This window comes from Acidovorax sp. IB03, assembly GCF_016406015.1.
Lineage (GTDB): Bacteria > Pseudomonadota > Gammaproteobacteria > Burkholderiales > Burkholderiaceae_C > Acidovorax > Acidovorax temperans.
Map to the genome: position 1 here is coordinate 1 of NZ_JAEFCH010000018.1, position 17,800 is coordinate 17,800.

Genomic DNA, 17,800 nt, shown 5'->3' on the forward strand with positions numbered 1-17,800 from the left:
CGACTGATCACCGTTAGGGAAAATAATTCAATGAATTTTTAACTCAGGACACTAGCGCTTATTGAATAAGCGCCAGCAGCTATGAAATTGATAGTTAAGAGGCGGTGGCCAGTGGGGCAGGCAGCCCGGCCCAGCGCGTGGCCAGGGTGTGGGGCACGTCGATGAGGTCGAGCACGCGGGCCACGCTGGCGTCCACCACGTCTTGCACGCTGCGCGGGTGCTGGTAGAAGGCGGGCAGGGGCGGGCAGCAGATGGCGCCCATCTCGGTGACGGTGAGCATGTTGCGCAGGTGCACCAGGTGCAGCGGGGTTTCGCGCACCATCAGCACCAGCTTGCGGCGCTCTTTGAGCATGACGTCCGCCGCGCGGGTGAGCAGGTTGTCGCTCAGCCCGTGGGCAATCGCGGCCAGGGTGCGCATGGAGCAGGGCGCCACCACCATGGCGTGGCTGCGAAAGGACCCGCTGGCCAGCGTGGCGCCCACGTTGCGCACATCGTGCAACTGGTGGCCGGGGGCCAGGGCCTGCAGCGCGGCGGGGCCGTCCACACCGCATTCGTGCTGCAGGGTGCGCCAGCCTGCGTCGGACACCACCGCATGCGCTTCAACGCCCGGCTGGCCTTGCAGGGCCTGCAGCAGGCGCACACCGTAGATGGCGCCGCTGGCGCCCGAGATGCCGACCACGATGCGGTTCAAGGTGCGGGCCACGGCGCTGCTGGGGGCGGCCTCGGCATCAGCCATGGGCAGTCTCGCGGCGGGGCTGTGCAGCAGTGGGCGCGCCCGTCAGGGGCTCGTAGTGAAGATCGTCCAGCACGCGCTCCAGCACCAGGGCGGCCTGGGCGGGGTCGAAGTCTTCATGGGCGCGTTTCTTCACGCCGTATTGCTGCAGCTGGTAGTGGCGTGCAGGCTCGATGCCGTGGCGGGCCAGCGTGCTTTTCACGCAGACCAGCGGGCAGCCATCCAGCGCAATGATGGGGCGGCCCGAGCGCGCGGTTTTCATGAGGTGGGGCACATCGCCGCCCACGCCTGCGATGCACGACATCTCGGCGGCGCCGCAGCGGTCCAGCCGCAGGGCGACATGGTTGGCCAGCTGCGCGGCGCTGGAGCAGCCGGAGCACGAATACACGATGGGCGCGGGGGCTGCGCAATTGGTGGGCGCTGTGGCCGCCGCGGGGGGGCGCAGGTCGCCGGGTTCGGTGTTCATGGGGGCTCCTCAAGGCTTGGGCAGCAGGCGCGCCAGCACGGCGCGGGGTGTCCATTGCGCGGGGTCGAGCACGGGCAGCTCCAGCGCGTCCAGGGCGTTCTTTACCACCAAGCCCAGTTCGGTGTCGCCCTGCATGGACAGGCGGCGGCTGAAGAACAGGGTGTCGGGGTCTTGCTTGCGCTGGGCCAGCAGCATGAAGTCGTGGGCGCTGGCGCTGATGGTGAGGTCTGGCGCCTGTGGGGTGAGCGGGCCGGTTGCGCTGCCCACGCCGGGCGGGTTGCAGGGGGCAAAGCGCTGGCCGTTCCAGGCAAAGTCAAACGCCACGCGGGCATCGCGCACCTCAATGCGCAGCTTGCGGCGCAGCAGCAGGGCCAGCACGTCGGCGGGCAGGTGGCGCGCCAGGGCCAGGTTCAGCGCGGTGACCAGCAGCACCGAGCCGGGGTAGGCGGGCAGGCGCGAGAGCAGGGCGCCCACGGGTGCAGGCAACTGGCGCGGTGCGGCGGCGCCAGCGCTGCCCTGGGTGGCGTGGCGGGGGGTGGGGGAATGGGCGGGTGGGTGCATGGCAATCCAGACGTAAGGGGTGGGGCGGCTGCGCCTTCAGGCGGCGGAGCGTTCGGTGTGGTGCTGTGCCGTGTGCAGGTCGCTGCGGCCTTGCTCCAGGCCGGGGCGGCCGTGCCAGAAGCCGTTGCACGGCCAGTCGGGCATCAGCGGCAGGATGCGGTGTTGGGCGTGCGCGGCGTTGGCTGGCTGGCGGCGCACTTCGTCGAACAAGGCAATCACCTGCTCCATGTGCTGGGGCTGGGGGCTCAGGCGCACCAGGTCCACGCCCATGGCCTGCATCTGGGGCAGTTCTTCGAGCAGGTTGTAGACGCGGGCCGACTGCGTTTGCGTGCCGTTGAGCACCAGAAAACCTTCCTTCTCGCGCGTGCGCATGGGCAGGCCGTCGGGGTGTTCCATGCAGCTGAAGCGGCAGTCGTCCTTGGGCAGGTTGTAGTGCCGCGCGGTGAAGCAGCGGGCCGAGTACGCCAGCGGCAGCCGCCCGTAGGCAAACACCTCGGTCTGCAGGCCTGCGGGGCGCGCGGCCTGCACCACGGCCAGGTCCTGGTGGCGCATTTCCAGCGGCATCACCCAGCGGCTGGCGCCGAGCTGGGCCATCCATTGCACCGCCTGGGGGTTGTAGAGGTTCAGGTGCGGCCCGGCCACAAAGGGCTGTTTGCCCGCCAGGCAATGCACGGCGCCCATGTCGTTGGCTTCCACGGTGAACTCGCCATTGGCCGCCAGCTTGTGCAGCCAGGCCACATCCGAGCCCGATTCGAGCAGCACCTGGCTGGACATGACGACCTGCTTGCCCTTGCCCTGCAGGTGCCGGGCCAGGCCCAGCCAGTCAGACAGGCGCAGTTCGTGGCGGCGCGAGCAGACTGTTTCGCCCAGGTAGATCTCGTCCACGGCCGTGTCGGCCATGGCTTCGTAGAACGCAAGGACGCTGTTGCGTGGCCAGTAGTACTGCAGGGGGCCCAGGGTGATTTTCATGGTGGGGGACTCCGGTGTTTCATCGGGGTATTTCAGATTCAAAGCGGCGCACCGACCTGCGGTCTGGCGCGATCCAGGCCAGGGGGTGCCGCGCAAGGGCCGCCCCGCCGCGTATGCGGCGCTTCGCTGGCGTGCGCTGGCGCCGTCCCCCTTCCCCTAGCGCGAAGCGCGTAGAGAGAAGGGGGAAGCCGCGCAGCGGCTCAGGGGGTTGTCGCCTAACCATTTCACTTCCAGGGGCGGTGGTAGGCGCCCAGCGTGTGCTGCTGGCCCTCGGCCACCTGGTCGAGCTGGGCCATCCAGTGGGTTTTGGGGGCGTAGCGGTGGGGCTGGGCCATGCAGTGGTCGATGGCCTCGCGCCACACCCGCGTCACGTCGGCCACATAGGCGGGGCTGCGCTGGCGGCCTTCGATCTTGATGGCGCGCACGCCGATCTTGGCGAGCTGGGGCAGCAGCTCCAGCGTGTTCAGGCTGGTGGGTTCTTCGATGGCGTAATAGTTCTCTTCGTCGCCCACATCAAAGCGGCCCTTGCACAGCGTGGGGTAGCCCGCGTTTTCGCCGGGGGCGTAGCGGTCAATCAGCACGCCGTTCAGGCGCGATTCCAGGCCCTGCGGGGTTTCCTGCCAGCGCACGGCTTTGGGCGGTGAGCACACGCCGTGGGTGTTGGGCGATTCGCCCGTCACGTACGACGACAGGGCGCAGCGGCCCTCCACCATCACGCACAGGCTGCCAAAGCCGAAGACCTCGATCTCGACCGGCGTGCGCTCGATCACCTGGCGCACCTGCTCCATCGACAGCACGCGGGGCAGCACGGCGCGCACCACGCCAAACTGCTCGCGGTAGAAGTTGATGGCCTCGAAGTTGGTGGCCGAGCCCTGCACCGACAGGTGCAGCCGCAGCTGCGGGTGGTGTTGGGCGGCGTATTGCATGAGGCCGGGGTCGGCCAGGATGACGGCGTCCAGCCCCATGTCCACGGCCTTGTCCACCGCGCTGCGCCAGGGGCCGGGGTTGGCGGCCTGCGGGTAGGTGTTCAGCGCCATGAACACCTTGCGCCCGCGCTGGTGGGCGTAGGCAATGCCGCTGGCAATGGCGGCTTCGTCAAAGTTCAGCCCGGCAAAGTTGCGGGCGTTGGTGGCATCGCGCAGGCCCAGGTACACGCAGTCGGCACCGTGGTCGATGGCGGCCTTCAGGGCGGGCAGGCTGCCGGCGGGGCAGACCAGTTCAGGGGCAGGGGCTGCGGTGGGGGTGTTTGCAGCAGGGGTCAAGGGTTCCATGGCAAGCGTTTCATCGCCAGCACCGGCATGGTGCCAAGGCATTGGCCGCCACCATAGTGAGCCCTGCGCGCGCAGCCGCTGATCTTCATCAACCGGTGCGCACAATGTCAGACAAATTTAATCGGGATTTGACCTGGGCGGGTCTGGCTGGCCCGCCTTCGCCACCCGGTCACGGGGCGTTGCGTGCCCGTTGACCTGGGCTGTTCACGGCAAGATGCTATGAAAAATATAGCTGCCTGCGCTTGCTGATAAAGCGCTAGAGGCTGATTTGATTGCAAATGCCTGCGTCAATACCGCACGGCAAAGCGCGCCAGCAGCCATTCGCGCAGCGTGTCGAACACCGGCGTGGCGTACTCGGGCGTTTCGTTGAACAGCTCGTGGAAGGCGTTTTCAAAGCAGTGCGACTGCACCACGGCTGGCGGCGCGGCCTGCGCAAAGGCCTGGCTGCCTGCGGGGCTCACCAGCCGGTCGGCCCCCGCCCACATCAGCAATGTGGGCACCGCCCAGGTGGGTGCAGCGGCCACGGTGGCGGGGCCTGCGGTGGCAATGAAGCGCGCCAGGCGGGCGCTGATGCGGTCGTGGCAGCGCGGGTCGGCCTGGTAGTCGGCCACCACCTGCGCGTCGTGCGAGAGGTAGTTGGCGTCCAAGCCATTGCCCACGCGCAGGTTGGGCGCAATGCTGGGCAGCGTGGACACCAGCAGCTTTTGCACCGGGCTCAGGCCTGCATCCAGCGCGGGCGATGACAGCACCAGCGCATCTACCGGGCACAGGTTCAGCGACACCAGCCGCGCCGCCACCAGGCCGCCCATGCTGTGGCCCAGCAGCACCAGCGGCAGGCCGGGCGGCAGGCGGGCGCGGGTGCATTCGATCATGTCGGCCAGGTCGTCCAGCAGCCGCGTGTCGTTGTTCAGACCGCCACGTGGCCCGGCGGATTCGCCGTGGCCGTAGTGGTCGTAGCCGCGCACGGCAAAGCCCCAGGTGTTGAGCTGCTCGGCCACCGCGCCGTAGCGGCCAGCGTGCTCGCCCAGGCCGTGCACCAGCACCACCAGGCCGCGCAGGGGGGTGTCGGCGGCCACGGGCCATTCGTGCAGTGCCAGGTTTTCCCCATCGGCAGCGGTGAAGGGGCTGAGGGCGGGGGATGCGAACTGTTGGGGCATACCGGCGCTGGAAGCTATGGGGTTACGACGATCAGGGGGCTGCGGCAGGCGCAGCGCCTTGCTGTGCGGCCTGTGCCTGGGCCATGGCGGCCATCACATGCGCCACCGAGGCGGTGAGGCGCTTGGCGTAGGGCACGTGCAGGAACTCGTTGGGGCCGTGGGCATTGCTCTTGGGGCCCAGCACGCCGCACACCATCATCTGCGCGGTGGGGAAGCCTTCGCTGAGCATGTTCATCAGCGGGATGGTGCCGCCCTGGCCGATGTAGCCGCAGGGCGCGCCAAAGTGCGCCTGCGAGGCTTCGTTGAGCGCCCGCTCAAACCAGGGCGTGGTGGCCGGGGCGTTCCAGCCCGTGGCGCCGCTCAGGCTTTCGAAGGTGACCTTGGCCTGGTAGGGCGCGTTGTCTTCGAGCAGGGCTTTGAGCTCTTGCACGGCCTGGGCGGCATCTACCAGCGGGGGCAGGCGCAGGCTGAGCTTGAAGGCGGTGTAGGGGCGCAGCACGTTGCCTGCGTCTTGCAGCGTGGGAAAGCCCTCGGCACCCGTCACGCTGAGGGTTGGTTCCCAGGTGCGCTTGAGCAGGGCCTGCACCGGGTCAGTGGTGGTGGGCAGCGCAAAGGTGGTGGAGCCGCCGCAGTCGTAGTGTGCCCACGGAAAGCGCCGGTACACCTCTTCACCCAGGATGGCGGCGGTGGCCTGCGCCTGGGCCAGCCGGTCGGCAGGCACCTGGCAATGGAAGCTCTGGGGCAGCAGGCGGCCAGTCTTGCTGTCTTCCAGCCGGTCGAGCACCTGGCGCATGATGCGGAACGAGGAGGGCACCAGACCGGACGCGTCGCCCGAGTGGATGCCTTCGGTCAGGATCTCGACCTTGAGCGTGCCGCTGGCCATGCCGCGCAGGCTGGTGGTGAGCCACAGCTGGTCGTAGTTGCCGGCGCCGCTGTCCAGGCAGATCACCAGGCCCACATCGCCCAGGCGGGGGCGCAGGGCGTCGATGTAGGGCATCAGGTCGCGCGAGCCGCTTTCTTCGCAGGTCTCGATCAGGCCCACGATGCGGGGGTGGGGGACGTTCTGGCGCTTCAATTCCTGCACGGCGGCAATGCTGGCGTACACCGCGTAGCCGTCGTCTGCGCCGCCCCGGCCGTAGAGCTTGCCGTCTTCATATTTGGGCGTCCAGGGGCCCAGGTCGCTGCGCCAGCCGCTGAATTCGGGTTGTTTGTCCAGGTGGCCGTACATCAGCACCGTTTGCGGGGCGTGGGCCTGGGTGGCTTCGATCTCGAAGAACAGCACCGGGGTGCGGCCTGGCAGGCGCACGACTTCGAGCGTAAGACCTGCCACTTTTTGTGACTCGACCCAGGCGGCGGCGTTGCGCACCACGGTGTCCAGCAGACCCTGTTCGGCCCAGTCGGCCGCAAACATGGGCGACTTGGCCGGAATGGCGATGTAGTCGGTGAGCTGGCGCACGATGTCGCTGTCCCACGCCTGGCTTACCCGATCAAGTGCCAGTGCGGGTTCAAGGGCGATGGGGCGTACGCGGGCATTCATGGCGGGCTCCTGTCAGTGGGCATTGCAAAAACGCCATTCCAACACAAGCCGGCCCAGGCCGCCAAGGCGCAGCGCTATTCCGACGGCGCCTTGGGGCACACCGGCCAGGTGCGTGAAGGCGACGAGGGTTCTAAGACCCCGTTCCAAACCAGTTCTCAGAAAAGCGCTGGCTGTGTTTCGGGGCCCGAGTTGGCGGTGACCAGCGATGCGGGGCGGCGCAACGCCTCCACCACTTCCACGCGGTTGCGCCCCCGATCCTTGGCCTCGTACAAAGCCCGGTCGGCGGCAGAGATCAGCATGTCCCAATGGTCGCCGGGCTGCAGCCGGCCGCCGTATACGCCAATGCTCACTGTCACGGGAATGGGCTGGCCTTCGTGCTCCAGCCTCAGTGCCTGCACGGCATCGCACAATTGCTGTGCCAGCAGGTCGCCGCCCTTGGCTGTGGTGTCGGGCAGCAGCACCATGAACTCCTCACCGCCGTAGCGGCCCACCAGGTCTTGTGACCGCACCCGTTCGCGCAGCACCTCCACCACGCTACAGAGCACCTTGTCGCCCGCCTGGTGGCCGTAGCGGTCGTTCACATTCTTGAAGTGGTCGATGTCCACCATCATCAAGGCCATGGGTTCATGGGTGCGGATGGAGCGGGCGACATCGCGGTCCAGCGCTGCGATCACCGCGCGCCGGTTGGCCACGCCAGTGAGTGAATCCACGGCGGCCAAGCGGCGGTTGTCTTCATCTGCCCGGTCGCGGGCCATGAAAACAAACCCCATGGAAGCGACCAGCACCACCGCAAAGGTGCTCATGAAGGTGAGGGTTTGCACGGCGCTGGACTGCATCAGCTCCGCGCCCACCCAGGAGCTGATGCCCACCAGGCCTATGCGCAGCCCAAACACCAGCGTCTGAAAGCCGAGCGCCCCCACCACCAGCCATGCGCCGCGCCCGCCCATGGTCTTCCAGCGGGTGAGCAGGCAGCTCAGCAGCCACAGGTTCATGGAGCTCAGCAGCAGCCCGGCCACCACCACGCGCGCGGCGTAACTGTCTGCCAGCAAGGCCATGCAGCCAGCCATTAACAGCGGCAGCGCCACTGCGGCGGTGCGCGGCAGTCTGCGCCCCTGGAACTGCAACACCGCCGCCAGCAGGGACAGGTAGACCCCCATCAGCAAGGTGTTGCCCAGGACAATGGAGAAGATGTCAGGGATGGTGCCGCGCAATGCAAACAGCAAATGCGCCACCGCATTGAACAGCAGCCCCAGCGCCCACCACTGCACCCCATCGTGGCGCCGCTCTGCGCCCACCACGGCCATGCCACCGGCCGTCGTCAGGGACGACAGGATGATCATCGCCAGCATCGTGGGAACGTGTGCGAAAGCCAGGGCCATGGAAGGGCAGGTCAATGAATGTGCGTTGGAGAGTGGGGTGCCCCAAACAGGCCGACTGCGTGCGTGCTTGTCAGGCGCATTCCAGCGTAGACATGCTGGCACGAAATCAGCGTGCAGGGCAATAAGAAGTTGCGCTAGGAGCTACTGTTTTTATAGCGCGTGGCGCTACGCTGTCAGGCGTTTTCAAACAGGAACACGGCCGTGCCCGCCCGTGCATTGGGTAGCCAGCGCACTTCGCGCCCGTCCTGCAACCCGAACGAGTCGAGGATGCGCAGGCGGTTCTTGTGTGCCAGCACTTCAAAATCCTTGTACGTGCCCACGCGGATATTGGGCGTGTCGTACCACTGGTAGGGCAGGCGGCGCGTGACGGGCATGCGCCCTTGCAGGATGGACAGCCGGTTGGGCCAGTGCGCAAAGTTGGGGAAGGCCACCACGCCGGTGCGGCCCACACGGGCGGTCTCGCGCAGCATCACTTCGGCGTTGCGCAGGTGTTGCAGCGTATCGATCTGCAGCACCACGTCAAAACTGTTGTCGCCAAACATGGCCAGGCCTTCGTCCAGGTTGAGCTGGATCACATCGACCCCGCGCTGCACGCAGGCCAGCACGTTGGCGTCGTCAATCTCCACGCCATAGCCGGTGCAGCCGCGCTCGCGCTGCAGGTAAGACAGCATGGCCCCGTTGCCGCAGCCCAGGTCCAGCACGCGCGAGCCGTGGGGCACCAGGCGCGCCAGGGCTTCCATGGTGGATTGTTCGCTCATGCAAACTCCTTTGCAATGCTATCGAAATAAGAGCGCATTACGCTCATGTAACGGGCGTCATCGAGCAAAAAGGCATCATGCCCGTGGGGGGCGTCGATCTCGGCGTAGCTCACGCGGCGGCGGTTGTCGAGCAGGGCCTTGACGATCTCGCGGCTGCGCTGGGGCGAGAAGCGCCAGTCGGTGGTGAAGCTCACCAGCAGGAACTTGGCCTGTGCACGCGCCAGCGCCAGGGTGAGGTTGTTGGCGTGTGCGCGGGCGGGGTCGAAGTAGTCGAGCGCCCGGGTGATCAGCAGGTAGGTGTTGGCGTCGAAGTATTCGCTGAACTTGTCGCCCTGGTAGCGCAGGTAGCTTTCAATCTGAAATTCAATGTCCTGCGTGCTGTATTTCAGGTCCATGCCCTCGCGCAGCTGGCGGCCAAACTTCTCGTTCATCACGTCGTCGCTCAGGTACGTGATGTGCCCGATCATCCGCGCAATGCGCAGCCCGCGCTTGGGGATCACGCCGTGGCGGTAGAAGTGGCCGCCGTGGAAGTCCGGGTCCGTGACGATGGCGCGGCGGGCTACCTCGTTGAAGGCAATGTTCTCGGCCGTGAGGTTGGGCGCACTGGCCACCACCACGGCGTGGCGCATGCGCTCGGGGTACTGCAGCGTCCACGAAAGTGCCTGCATGCCGCCGAGGCTGCCACCCAGCACGGCGGCGAGCTGCTGTATGCCCAGGCGGTCGAGCAGGCGGGCCTGGGCGTTGACCCAGTCTTCCACCGTCACCACCGGAAAGTCTGCGCCGTAGATTTCGCCTGTGTCAGGGTGCGTGTGCATGGGGCCGGTGGAGCCGAAGCACGAGCCGAGGTTATTCACGCCGATGACGAAAAAGCGGTTCGTGTCCACCGGTTTGCCGGGGCCGATCATGTTGTCCCACCAGCCCTCGCTCTTGGGCTGGCCCTCGTACACACCCGCAACGTGGTGCGAGGCGTTGAGGGCATGGCACACCAGCACGGCGTTGGACTTGTCGGCATTGAGCGTGCCGTAGGTCTCGAAGGCCAGGTGATAGTCGCGGATGGACGCTCCGCTTTGCAGCGTGAGGGCCTCCGGAAAGTGCATGGACTGGGGCGTGGCAATGAACGACATAAAAAAACCCGACATCGCTAAAAACGAGGCCGGGCGGGTATGTCGGACGGGTCTTTAGCAGGATTTATAAAGCGCCCGCAAGCTGTGGCAAATCGGCGCGTTCGGCAAATATACCAAAAGCGCGCCGGTTTGACTGGCCTGTGTGCCTGCCATCACCCCGACTGGATCAAGTTGCGGGCGCAAAAATGGCCAGCAGGCCCAGCACCAGGAAGATCACTGCCGAGATCAGATGCACCGCGCGAATGGGCACCTTGCGCGTGATCTTGTCGCCCAGCCACACCACTGGTGCATTGGCAATCATCATGCCCAGCGTGGTGCCGGCCACCACCCACAGGTAGGCGTTGTACTGCGCGGCCAGCATGACGGTGGCAATCTGTGTCTTGTCGCCCATCTCTGCCAGGAAGAACGCCACCAGCGTGGTGCCGAACACGCCCCAGCGGGGCTTGCCATCGGCATCGCCTTCGTCGAGCTTGTCGGGGATCAGCATCCACGCCGCCATGGCGATGAACGAGGCGCCCAGAATCCAGCGCAACATCTGCGGGCCGATGAAGGTCGTGACCCAGGCGCCCACCGCGCCAGCCAGTCCATGGTTGACCAGCGTGGCCACCAAAATGCCCAGAACAATCGGCCAGGGTTTGCGGAAACGGGCTGCCAATACCAATGCGAGCAGCTGGGTCTTATCGCCCATCTCGGCCAGGGCGACGATGGCGGTTGAAACAAAAAAGGCTTGCATGGTGGGGTTTTTCAATCCGGCCGGATTGGTTGAGACGCGCATTGACTGCACCCCGACTCCGGCCATTGGATCGGCATGCAGTCAATGGTCTCGCCCAGCATTCAAGCCGCATACGCCATAGGTTTTCAAGAAACCCAAGTGTGTTGACGCATGCCCCGGCGCATTGCACTACCGGCGGGCTACTCCCCAAAGACCCCGGCATTTTAACGCACGCAATGCCTATTTACCCCTAGCTTAAAAAACACGGTTGAGAAATAAAAAACCACCAATCACCATAAAGTGATTGATAATGGATTCGCCTTTAAGCCGAGCTTTGCAACGCGCAAAGGCACCGAAGTAAGCGGTGATTGGTCAGTTTCGCGTCTTTGAAGTCGTCACAGGTTTGTTGATTGCGTCGGGCTCCATCGCGTTTTCATGTTTTTTCAGGAGTCCCTCATGGGCAACAAACTTTACGTGGGCAACCTGCCCTATTCCTTCCGCGACCAAGACCTGGAGCAGACTTTCAGCCAGTTCGGCTCGGTTGGCAGCGCCAAGGTCATGATGGAGCGTGATACCGGCCGCTCCAAGGGTTTCGGTTTTGTCGAAATGGGCAGCGATGCCGAAGCACAAGCTGCCATCCAAGGCGTGCATGGTCAAAACTTCGGCGGCCGTGATCTGGTCGTGAACGAAGCCCGTCCTATGGAACCACGTCCTCCCCGTAGCGGTGGCTTCGGCGGCGGCAACGGTGGTGGCGGCTACGGCGGCGGTGGTCGCAGCGGTGGCGGCGGCTACGGCGGCGGTGGTGGCGGCTACGGCGGCGGCCGCGGCGGTTACTAAGCACTCGCATGCAAGGCAGACAGTGTCTGCCTTCGCACAATCAAAGGAGCCTCAGGGCTCCTTTTTTGTTGTCTGAGACTTTGCCGCCACACTTGCTTTTTCCGGGGAAGTCCCTTGCTTTTTTTTTAAATTTGTGGCGCATAATGCCAGCGCGGGTTTTTCTCGTCCAAGGTTTGCGGTGATCCGTCAGTTTCGCGCTGAGAGCGTCATTGAGATTAGCTGGCTGCGTTTTCGGGACTCCATCGCTTTATTTATGTGTTTTTTAGGAGTCCCTCGATGGGCAACAAACTGTACGTCGGCAACCTGCCTTACTCGGTGCGCGACAGCGATCTGGAACAGGCTTTTGGCCAGTTCGGTGCCGTGACCAGCGCCAAGGTCATGATGGAGCGCGACACCGGCCGTTCCAAAGGCTTCGGCTTTGTGGAAATGGCCAGCGATGCCGAAGCGCAAGCTGCCATCAACGGCATGAATGGTCAGCCCCTGGGCGGCCGCAGCATCGTCGTGAACGAAGCCCGTCCCATGGAACCCCGTCCCCCACGCACTGGCGGCTTCGGCGGCGGCGGTGGTGGTTTTGGCGGTGGCCGCAGCGGTGGCGGCGGCTACGGTGGTGGCCGTGAAGGCGGTGGCGGTTACGGCGGTGGCCGTGGTGAAGGTGGCGGCTACGGTGGTGGCCGCGAAGGCGGCGGTGGGGGTTACGGCGGTGGCGGCGGCCGTGGCGATGGCGGCTACGGCGGTGGCCGTGGTGACGGTGGCTTCCGCAGCCCCTACGGCTCTGGCCCACGCAACGGCGGTCGCAACGGCGGCGGCGGTTACGGTGGTGGCAACGGCGGTGGCTACTGATCCTCGCCCGGCGCTTCTGCGCTAAAGCAACAAGCCCCTTCGGGGGCTTTTTTGTTGCCTGAACCTGTGTGAGCCCTCGCCCGCAGCTGGTGGCAAGCCCTCAAATGAAGGCGTCGTTCACTGCCCGGCTTCGGTCTGTCGGCGTTTGCGGGGCCTGCCGGCCAGCAGTTTGTCGAAGAGGGCATTGGGCAGCGCACGCAGCAATTTGGCGACGACTCCCATTTGCCAGGGGATGACGCGGTAGCTGACACCAGCGGCAATTGCCTGGTAAGCGCGCTCGGCGAAGTCCTCGGGTTGCATCAGGAAGGGCATGCTGTACCGGTTGGACCGGGTCAGCGGCGTGTCGATGTAGCCTGGCGAGAGGGTGACCACGCGCACGCCGAATGGGCGCATTTCACCGCGCAGGCTCTCGCAGTAGCTGATCACCGCAGCCTTGCTGGCGCAGTAGGCGCCGTGGCCGGGCAGCCCGCGAATGCCTGCCACGCTGGCGATGCCCACCAGGGTGCCGCTGCGGCGCTCGGTCATGCCTTGAGCGAAGGGGTGAAAGGTGGCTGCCAGCCCCAGGTTGTTGGTGGCGAAGGTGCGGGCCATGACGTCCAGGTCTTCCCGCACGGCGGTGTCCATGCCCACGCTGATGCCTGCGTTGGCAATCACCACATCGGGCAGGCCCTGGCGCGCGATGCATTCGGCGCCTGCTGCCACGATGCTGTCTACCACAGCCACGTCTGCACTATAAATTTCGTAGCTGCTGGCGCTTATCTGGTGGGCGTCAGCCCATGATTTGACTTCAGAGGTGCGCCGGGCCGCCAGTGCCAGCCGGTAACCTGCCTGGTGAAAGCGCAGGGCCAATGCCTGCCCGATTCCGCTGGAAGCGCCAGTGATGAAGACGAGGGGCTGGGTCATGGCGGCAAAGGCTGGGCGCGGGCGCAGCAGTTATTTGGCGGGTGTGGGCATCAGCACGCCGCGCACACGCCCATTGAGCTGCAGCACCTGGTCGAGGTTGTCGTATTCCATGGTGTCTGCGGTGAAGCGGTCGTTGCCGCGCGTGAGTTGCACGGGGCGGTTGGACCGCACCTTTTCTTCCTGGGTGAAGGCGTGCAGGAATTCGCCCCGGAACTCCAGCCGGGGCTGGGCAGACGCACTGCCACCCGCTGGTGTGGGCTCGCGCGTGACCACGGCGTTGCCGAAAAGCTGAACCTCGGAGCCATCGCCGTTGCTCAAGGCGCGGTCAGCGCGGGCGACGGTGAGGCGGCCGTTGGGCGCCACCGAGCGCATGCGGGCCTGGTCGATCTCCAGCGTGTCGGTGCCGGGGTAATGGCGGGCGGTTTCGCCCATCACCTCGCTTTGCAGGCGGCCTGTGGCGTCAAAGCTCTTCACCGCAAAGTTTTTCATCGAATAGTCGGGCTGGTCGGGCGCAGTCGCAGACTGCGACGCGGCCAGCGGCGCGGGGGCGTTGCGCACCAGCCACCAGGTGCCCAGCGCGAGCAGGCCCATCAGCAGCACAGGCAGGTACAGCGACAGGCGTTCCCACCCTTGTTGAGCCCAGCGCATCATGTGGCGTACCCTGCAAGCAGGCCTGCATAGGCCCCGGTGGCCACCAGCAGCAAATCGCAGAATTCGCGCGCTGCGCCTTCACCGCCGCGCGCCTGGGTGGTGTAGTGCGCGCAGTGGCGCACTTCGATGTGGGCGTTGTGCGGGGCGCACGCCAGGGCGCTGCGGCGCATCACCGGCAGGTCGGGCCAGTCGTCGCCCATGGCGGCGGCCTGGCTCCAGTTCAGGCCCAGCGTGGCCAGCACCTGCTCTGCGGCAGGGCGTTTGTCTTCGGTGCCGAACACGGCATGTTCCACGCCCAGTGCCTTCAGGCGCACACGCAGCGGAGCAGAGTCGCGCCCCGTGATCACAGCGGGCGTGATGCCAGCCTTTTGCAGCAGCTTGATGCCGTGGCCGTCCAGCGTGTGGAAGCGCTTGAGCGTTTCGCCACTTTCACTGAACAGCAGGCCGCCATCCGTCAGCACGCCGTCCACGTCGAAAAAGGCCACGCGCACGGGCTGCGCACGCAGGAGCAGTTCGGGGTCGAAATTCAGAACAGGCTGGGTCATGTCAGGGAGCCATGGAGATACAGGCACGGGCCAGGCCAGCGCACCCGTGGAGCCGGCTTTGCCGGGCCACCGGGTGCGTCCACCCTTGGGGGGAAGGCGCGCAGCGACTCAGGGGGGTCATATGACTTTTGCCCGCATCAGGTCGCCAATGTGGACCACGCCAGTCAGCACGCCTGCGGCATCGGCCACCAGCACGCTGGTGATGCCGTGGGCTTCCATCAGTTCGGCGGCATCTACGGCCAGTGCGTCGGGGGCGATGCGGCGGGGCGAGGGGTGCATGACCTGGGCGGCCGTGGCGGCGCGCAAGTCTGCCCCGGCTTCGATGCGCCGGCGCAGGTCGCCGTCGGTAAAGATGCCTTGAATGTGGCCCGCAGCGTCCACGATGGCGGAGCAGCCCAGGCCCTTGGCGCTCATCTCGCGCATCAGGTCGCTGAAGCTGGCTTCGGGGCTCACGCGGGGCACCTGATCGCCACTGCGCATCACGTCGCTCACATGGGTGAGCAGTTTGCGGCCCAGCGAGCCGCCGGGGTGCGAGCGGGCAAAGTCTTCGGGGCGGAAGCCCCGGGCGTCTAGCAGGGCCACGGCCAGAGCGTCGCCCATGGCCAGTTGGGCGGTGGTGCTGGCGGTGGGGGCCAGGTTCAGCGGGCAGGCTTCGCGCTCCACGCTGCAGTCCAGCACCAGGTCAGCGTGCTTGGCCAGGGTGGACTGCAGACCGCCGGTCAGCGCGATCAGGGGTGCGCCCAGGCGCTTGAGCACGGGCAGGATGGCGGTGAGTTCACCGCTCTCGCCGCTGTTGGAGATGGCCAGCACCACATCGGCGCCAGTGACCATGCCCAGATCGCCGTGGCTGGCCTCTGCGGGGTGCACAAAGAATGCAGGGGTGCCGGTGGACGCCAGGGTGGCGGCAATCTTGCGGCCCACATGGCCGCTCTTGCCCATGCCCATCACCACCAGGCGGCCGGTGGTGGCCAGCACCATCTGCACGGCCTGGGCAAAGCGCTCGTCCACCCGGGCCGCCAGGCCCGTGAGCGCAGCGGCTTCGATTTCAAAGGTCTCGCGCGCCAGGCGCAAGGCTTGCGCCGTGTCAAAAGGAAGGGGCGTGAAGGGGCTGACAGTCATGGCAGGATTCTATCGACCGGGGCCGCTGGCGGCCTGTTGCCGGGCCTTTCGGCCGTCTTGCCAGCGGCGCAGGTGCGATCTGCACTGCCCCGCGCCCCTTTGCTGCAGCGGCAGGTGCGCAAACTTGTAACGCTCGGATAGCATCGCTGTATGTCCTCACTTGCTCTGACTTTGCTTTATTTGCTGGCCGCAGTGCTGGGCGTGGTTACCTGTCGCAGTCTCAAATTGCCACCCATGCTGGGCTATCTGGCCGCGGGCGTGCTGATCGGCCCCCACGCCATGGCGCTGGCGCAAAACTCCGAGGGGGTGCGGCACCTGGGCGAGTTTGGGGTGGTGTTTTTGATGTTTGCCATCGGACTCGAATTCAGCCTGCCCAAGCTGCTGGCCATGCGCAAGCAGGTGTTTGGGCTGGGGCTGATGCAGGTGTTGCTGACCATGGCCGTGGTGACCGTGGGTGGCGTGGCGTTGTCGCATTGGGTGGGCGGCATCTGGGATATGGGCTGGCAGACGGCGCTGGCGCTGTCAGGCGTGCTGGCCATGAGCAGCACCGCCATCGTGGTCAAGCTGATGGCCGAGCGTGCTGAGCTGGAAAGCGAGCACGGCCGCAGGGTGATGGGCATTCTGCTGTTCCAGGATTTGGCCGTGGTGCCGCTGCTGATTTTGATTCCAGCCCTGGGCTCTGCGTCGGAACATTTGCTGCCCGCATTGGGCTGGGCGCTCATCAAGGCCGTGGTTCTGGTGGGGCTGTTGCTCACGGGCGGGCAGCGCTTCATGCGCTGGTGGCTGACCCTGGTGGCCCGCCGCAAGAGCGAAGAGCTGTTCATGCTGAACCTGCTGCTCATCACCCTGGGCCTGGCCTGGCTGACCGAACTGGCGGGCCTGAGCCTGGCGCTGGGCGCGTTCATTGCCGGCGTGCTGGTGTCAGAAACCGAATACCGCCACCAGGTGGGCACGGACATTCGCCCCTTCCACGATGTGCTGCTGGGGCTGTTCTTCATCACCATCGGCATGATGCTGGACTGGCACATTCTGGTAGACCGCTGGGCGCTGGTGCTTGCGCTGCTGGCGGTGCCGCTGCTGGTCAAGGCGGTCATCATTCTGGTGCTGGCGCGGCTGATGGGGGCGACCACAGGGGTGGCGTTGCGCTCGGGGCTGTTCCTGGCGCAGGCGGGCGAGTTTGGCTTTGTGCTGCTGTCGCTCACCCAGGAAAACGGGCTGGTGCAGCCCGCGCTGATGAACCCGATCCTCGCGGCCATGGTGCTGTCGATGCTGGCCACGCCCTTCCTCATCATGTACAGCAACCGCATCGTGATGAAGCTGGTGGCCAGCGACTGGATGCAGCAGTCGCTGCAGATGACCACCATTGCGCGCAAGACCATCAACACCAGCAAGCACGTCATCATCTGCGGCTACGGCCGCTGCGGCCAGAACCTGGCGCGCATGCTGGAGCGCGAAGGCATTCCCTACATGGCGCTGGATCTGGATCCCGACCGGGTGCGCCAGGCTGCAGCTGCAGGCGATTCGGTGGTGTATGGCGATGCCACCCGCCTGCAAGCCCTGATGGCGGCCGGCCTGGTGCGCGCCAGTGCCGTGGTGGTGACCTACATCGACGTGCCCGCCGCCCTCAAGGTGCTGGCCAACACCCGTTCGCACGCGCCGCAAGTGCCCGTGGTGGTGCGCACGCAGGACGATGCCCACCTCGACAAACTGCAGGACGCTGGCGCCACCGAAGTGGTGCCCGAGGCCATTGAAGGGTCCCTGATGCTGGCCAGCCACGCACTGGCGCTGGTGGGTGTGCCCATGCGGCGCGTGCTGCGCGTGGTGCAGGACCAGCGCGATGCCCGCTACAACATGCTGCGCGGGTACTTCCATGGGGCGGATGACGACACCCCGAACGAACGCGACCAGGAGCGCATGAGCACCGTGAGCCTGCCTCCAGGAGCCAAGGCCTTGGGCAGCCCGCTGGGCGATCTGGCCTTGACAGCGGTGGGGGTGCGCGTGGTCAACCTGCGACGCGCCAATGGTCACCAAGCTGCGGCAGCAGACGACGCCGTGCTGCAAGAGGGCGACACCCTGGTGCTGTCGGGCCACCCGACTGCCTTGGCGTTGGCCGAAGACAAGCTGCTGCGCGGCTAGCACGGCTCGCCCGCCCCGGCGCTGCCTGCCAGCGGGGGGCGGAGATTTGGATGAAATTGGCCTGTAGCGTTTATGCAGTAAGCGCAAGCAGCTATGATTTTA

Annotated in this window: 18 protein-coding genes and 1 riboswitch; of the genes, 3 read left to right on the forward strand and 15 right to left on the reverse strand. The window is 66.0% G+C overall.

Annotation, left to right across the window (positions count from 1 at the left end; genetic code table 11):
• Window positions 1–94: 94 nt before the first annotated feature.
• From IHV84_RS11530 to IHV84_RS11580, 11 genes are all read right to left on the reverse strand, one after another.
• Entirely contained in the window at window positions 95–736 is a 642-nt protein-coding gene (locus IHV84_RS11530) for a UbiX family flavin prenyltransferase (protein WP_082758594.1), read from the reverse strand.
• Entirely contained in the window at window positions 729–1,199 is a 471-nt protein-coding gene (locus tag IHV84_RS11535) for a putative zinc-binding protein (protein ID WP_233099964.1), read from the reverse strand. The genes IHV84_RS11530 and IHV84_RS11535 overlap by 8 nt, the downstream gene beginning before the upstream one ends.
• 9 nt (window positions 1,200–1,208) lie before the next feature.
• Window positions 1,209–1,760 carry an SCP2 domain-containing protein gene (locus tag IHV84_RS11540; protein WP_198846961.1) on the reverse strand — a complete coding sequence of 184 codons (552 nt, stop codon included), beginning with the start codon at window positions 1,758–1,760 and terminating at the stop codon, window positions 1,209–1,211.
• A 36-nt stretch (window positions 1,761–1,796) separates the two neighbouring features.
• Window positions 1,797–2,729, reverse strand: a complete 933-nt coding sequence (locus IHV84_RS11545) for a U32 family peptidase (protein ID WP_198846962.1) — start codon at window positions 2,727–2,729, stop codon at window positions 1,797–1,799.
• Window positions 2,730–2,953: 224 nt separating this feature from the next.
• Window positions 2,954–4,000, reverse strand: a complete 1,047-nt coding sequence (locus tag IHV84_RS11550) for a peptidase U32 family protein (RefSeq protein WP_198846963.1) — start codon at window positions 3,998–4,000, stop codon at window positions 2,954–2,956.
• Between the two features lie 287 nt (window positions 4,001–4,287).
• Entirely contained in the window at window positions 4,288–5,157 is an 870-nt protein-coding gene (locus tag IHV84_RS11555; RefSeq protein WP_198846964.1) for an alpha/beta hydrolase, read from the reverse strand.
• 31 nt (window positions 5,158–5,188) lie between these two features.
• Window positions 5,189–6,694 (reverse strand): M20 family metallopeptidase, encoded by a 1,506-nt coding sequence (locus IHV84_RS11560; protein ID WP_198846965.1) that lies wholly within the window; start codon window positions 6,692–6,694, stop codon window positions 5,189–5,191.
• A 155-nt stretch (window positions 6,695–6,849) separates the two neighbouring features.
• Window positions 6,850–8,073 (reverse strand): GGDEF domain-containing protein, encoded by a 1,224-nt coding sequence (locus IHV84_RS11565; RefSeq protein ID WP_198846966.1) that lies wholly within the window; start codon window positions 8,071–8,073, stop codon window positions 6,850–6,852.
• Window positions 8,074–8,246: 173 nt separating this feature from the next.
• Complete coding sequence (gene metW, locus IHV84_RS11570; RefSeq protein ID WP_198846967.1) at window positions 8,247–8,831, reverse strand: methionine biosynthesis protein MetW; 585 nt, start codon at window positions 8,829–8,831, stop codon at window positions 8,247–8,249.
• Entirely contained in the window at window positions 8,828–9,955 is a 1,128-nt protein-coding gene (locus IHV84_RS11575) for a homoserine O-acetyltransferase (RefSeq protein ID WP_066694254.1), read from the reverse strand. Before IHV84_RS11575 ends, metW begins: the two co-directional genes overlap by 4 nt.
• Before the next feature lie 166 nt (window positions 9,956–10,121).
• Entirely contained in the window at window positions 10,122–10,688 is a 567-nt protein-coding gene (locus tag IHV84_RS11580; RefSeq protein WP_198846968.1) for a TMEM165/GDT1 family protein, read from the reverse strand.
• An 18-nt stretch (window positions 10,689–10,706) separates the two neighbouring features.
• Window positions 10,707–10,888: riboswitch (yybP-ykoY riboswitch) on the reverse strand.
• 235 nt (window positions 10,889–11,123) lie between these two features.
• On the opposite strand from IHV84_RS11580, the gene IHV84_RS11585 reads away from it, so the two are divergent.
• Window positions 11,124–11,504: an RNA-binding protein gene (locus IHV84_RS11585; protein WP_066783774.1), complete on the forward strand. Its 381-nt coding sequence runs from the start codon at window positions 11,124–11,126 to the stop codon at window positions 11,502–11,504.
• 276 nt (window positions 11,505–11,780) lie between these two features.
• On the forward strand, window positions 11,781–12,344 hold the full coding sequence (locus IHV84_RS11590; protein WP_198846969.1) for an RNA-binding protein: 564 nt from the start codon (window positions 11,781–11,783) through the stop codon (window positions 12,342–12,344).
• Between the two features lie 117 nt (window positions 12,345–12,461).
• Here IHV84_RS11590 and IHV84_RS11595 read toward each other — a convergent pair whose 3' ends face one another.
• The 4 genes from IHV84_RS11595 to IHV84_RS11610 all read right to left on the reverse strand — a co-directional run bounded on the left by IHV84_RS11595 (window position 12,462) and on the right by IHV84_RS11610 (window position 15,562).
• Window positions 12,462–13,247 (reverse strand): SDR family oxidoreductase, encoded by a 786-nt coding sequence (locus IHV84_RS11595; protein WP_066694650.1) that lies wholly within the window; start codon window positions 13,245–13,247, stop codon window positions 12,462–12,464.
• A gap of 30 nt (window positions 13,248–13,277) precedes the next feature.
• On the reverse strand, window positions 13,278–13,898 hold the full coding sequence (lptC, locus tag IHV84_RS11600; RefSeq protein ID WP_198846970.1) for an LPS export ABC transporter periplasmic protein LptC: 621 nt from the start codon (window positions 13,896–13,898) through the stop codon (window positions 13,278–13,280).
• Window positions 13,895–14,443 (reverse strand): HAD family hydrolase, encoded by a 549-nt coding sequence (locus IHV84_RS11605; RefSeq protein WP_198846971.1) that lies wholly within the window; start codon window positions 14,441–14,443, stop codon window positions 13,895–13,897. The genes lptC and IHV84_RS11605 overlap by 4 nt, the downstream gene beginning before the upstream one ends.
• 117 nt (window positions 14,444–14,560) lie before the next feature.
• Window positions 14,561–15,562: an SIS domain-containing protein gene (locus tag IHV84_RS11610; protein WP_198846972.1), complete on the reverse strand. Its 1,002-nt coding sequence runs from the start codon at window positions 15,560–15,562 to the stop codon at window positions 14,561–14,563.
• A 150-nt stretch (window positions 15,563–15,712) separates the two neighbouring features.
• Here IHV84_RS11610 and IHV84_RS11615 point away from each other — a divergent pair, with 150 nt between their 5' ends.
• Window positions 15,713–17,698, forward strand: coding sequence for a monovalent cation:proton antiporter family protein (locus tag IHV84_RS11615; RefSeq protein WP_198846973.1), 1,986 nt, complete (start codon window positions 15,713–15,715; stop codon window positions 17,696–17,698).
• Window positions 17,699–17,800: the final 102 nt, after the last annotated feature.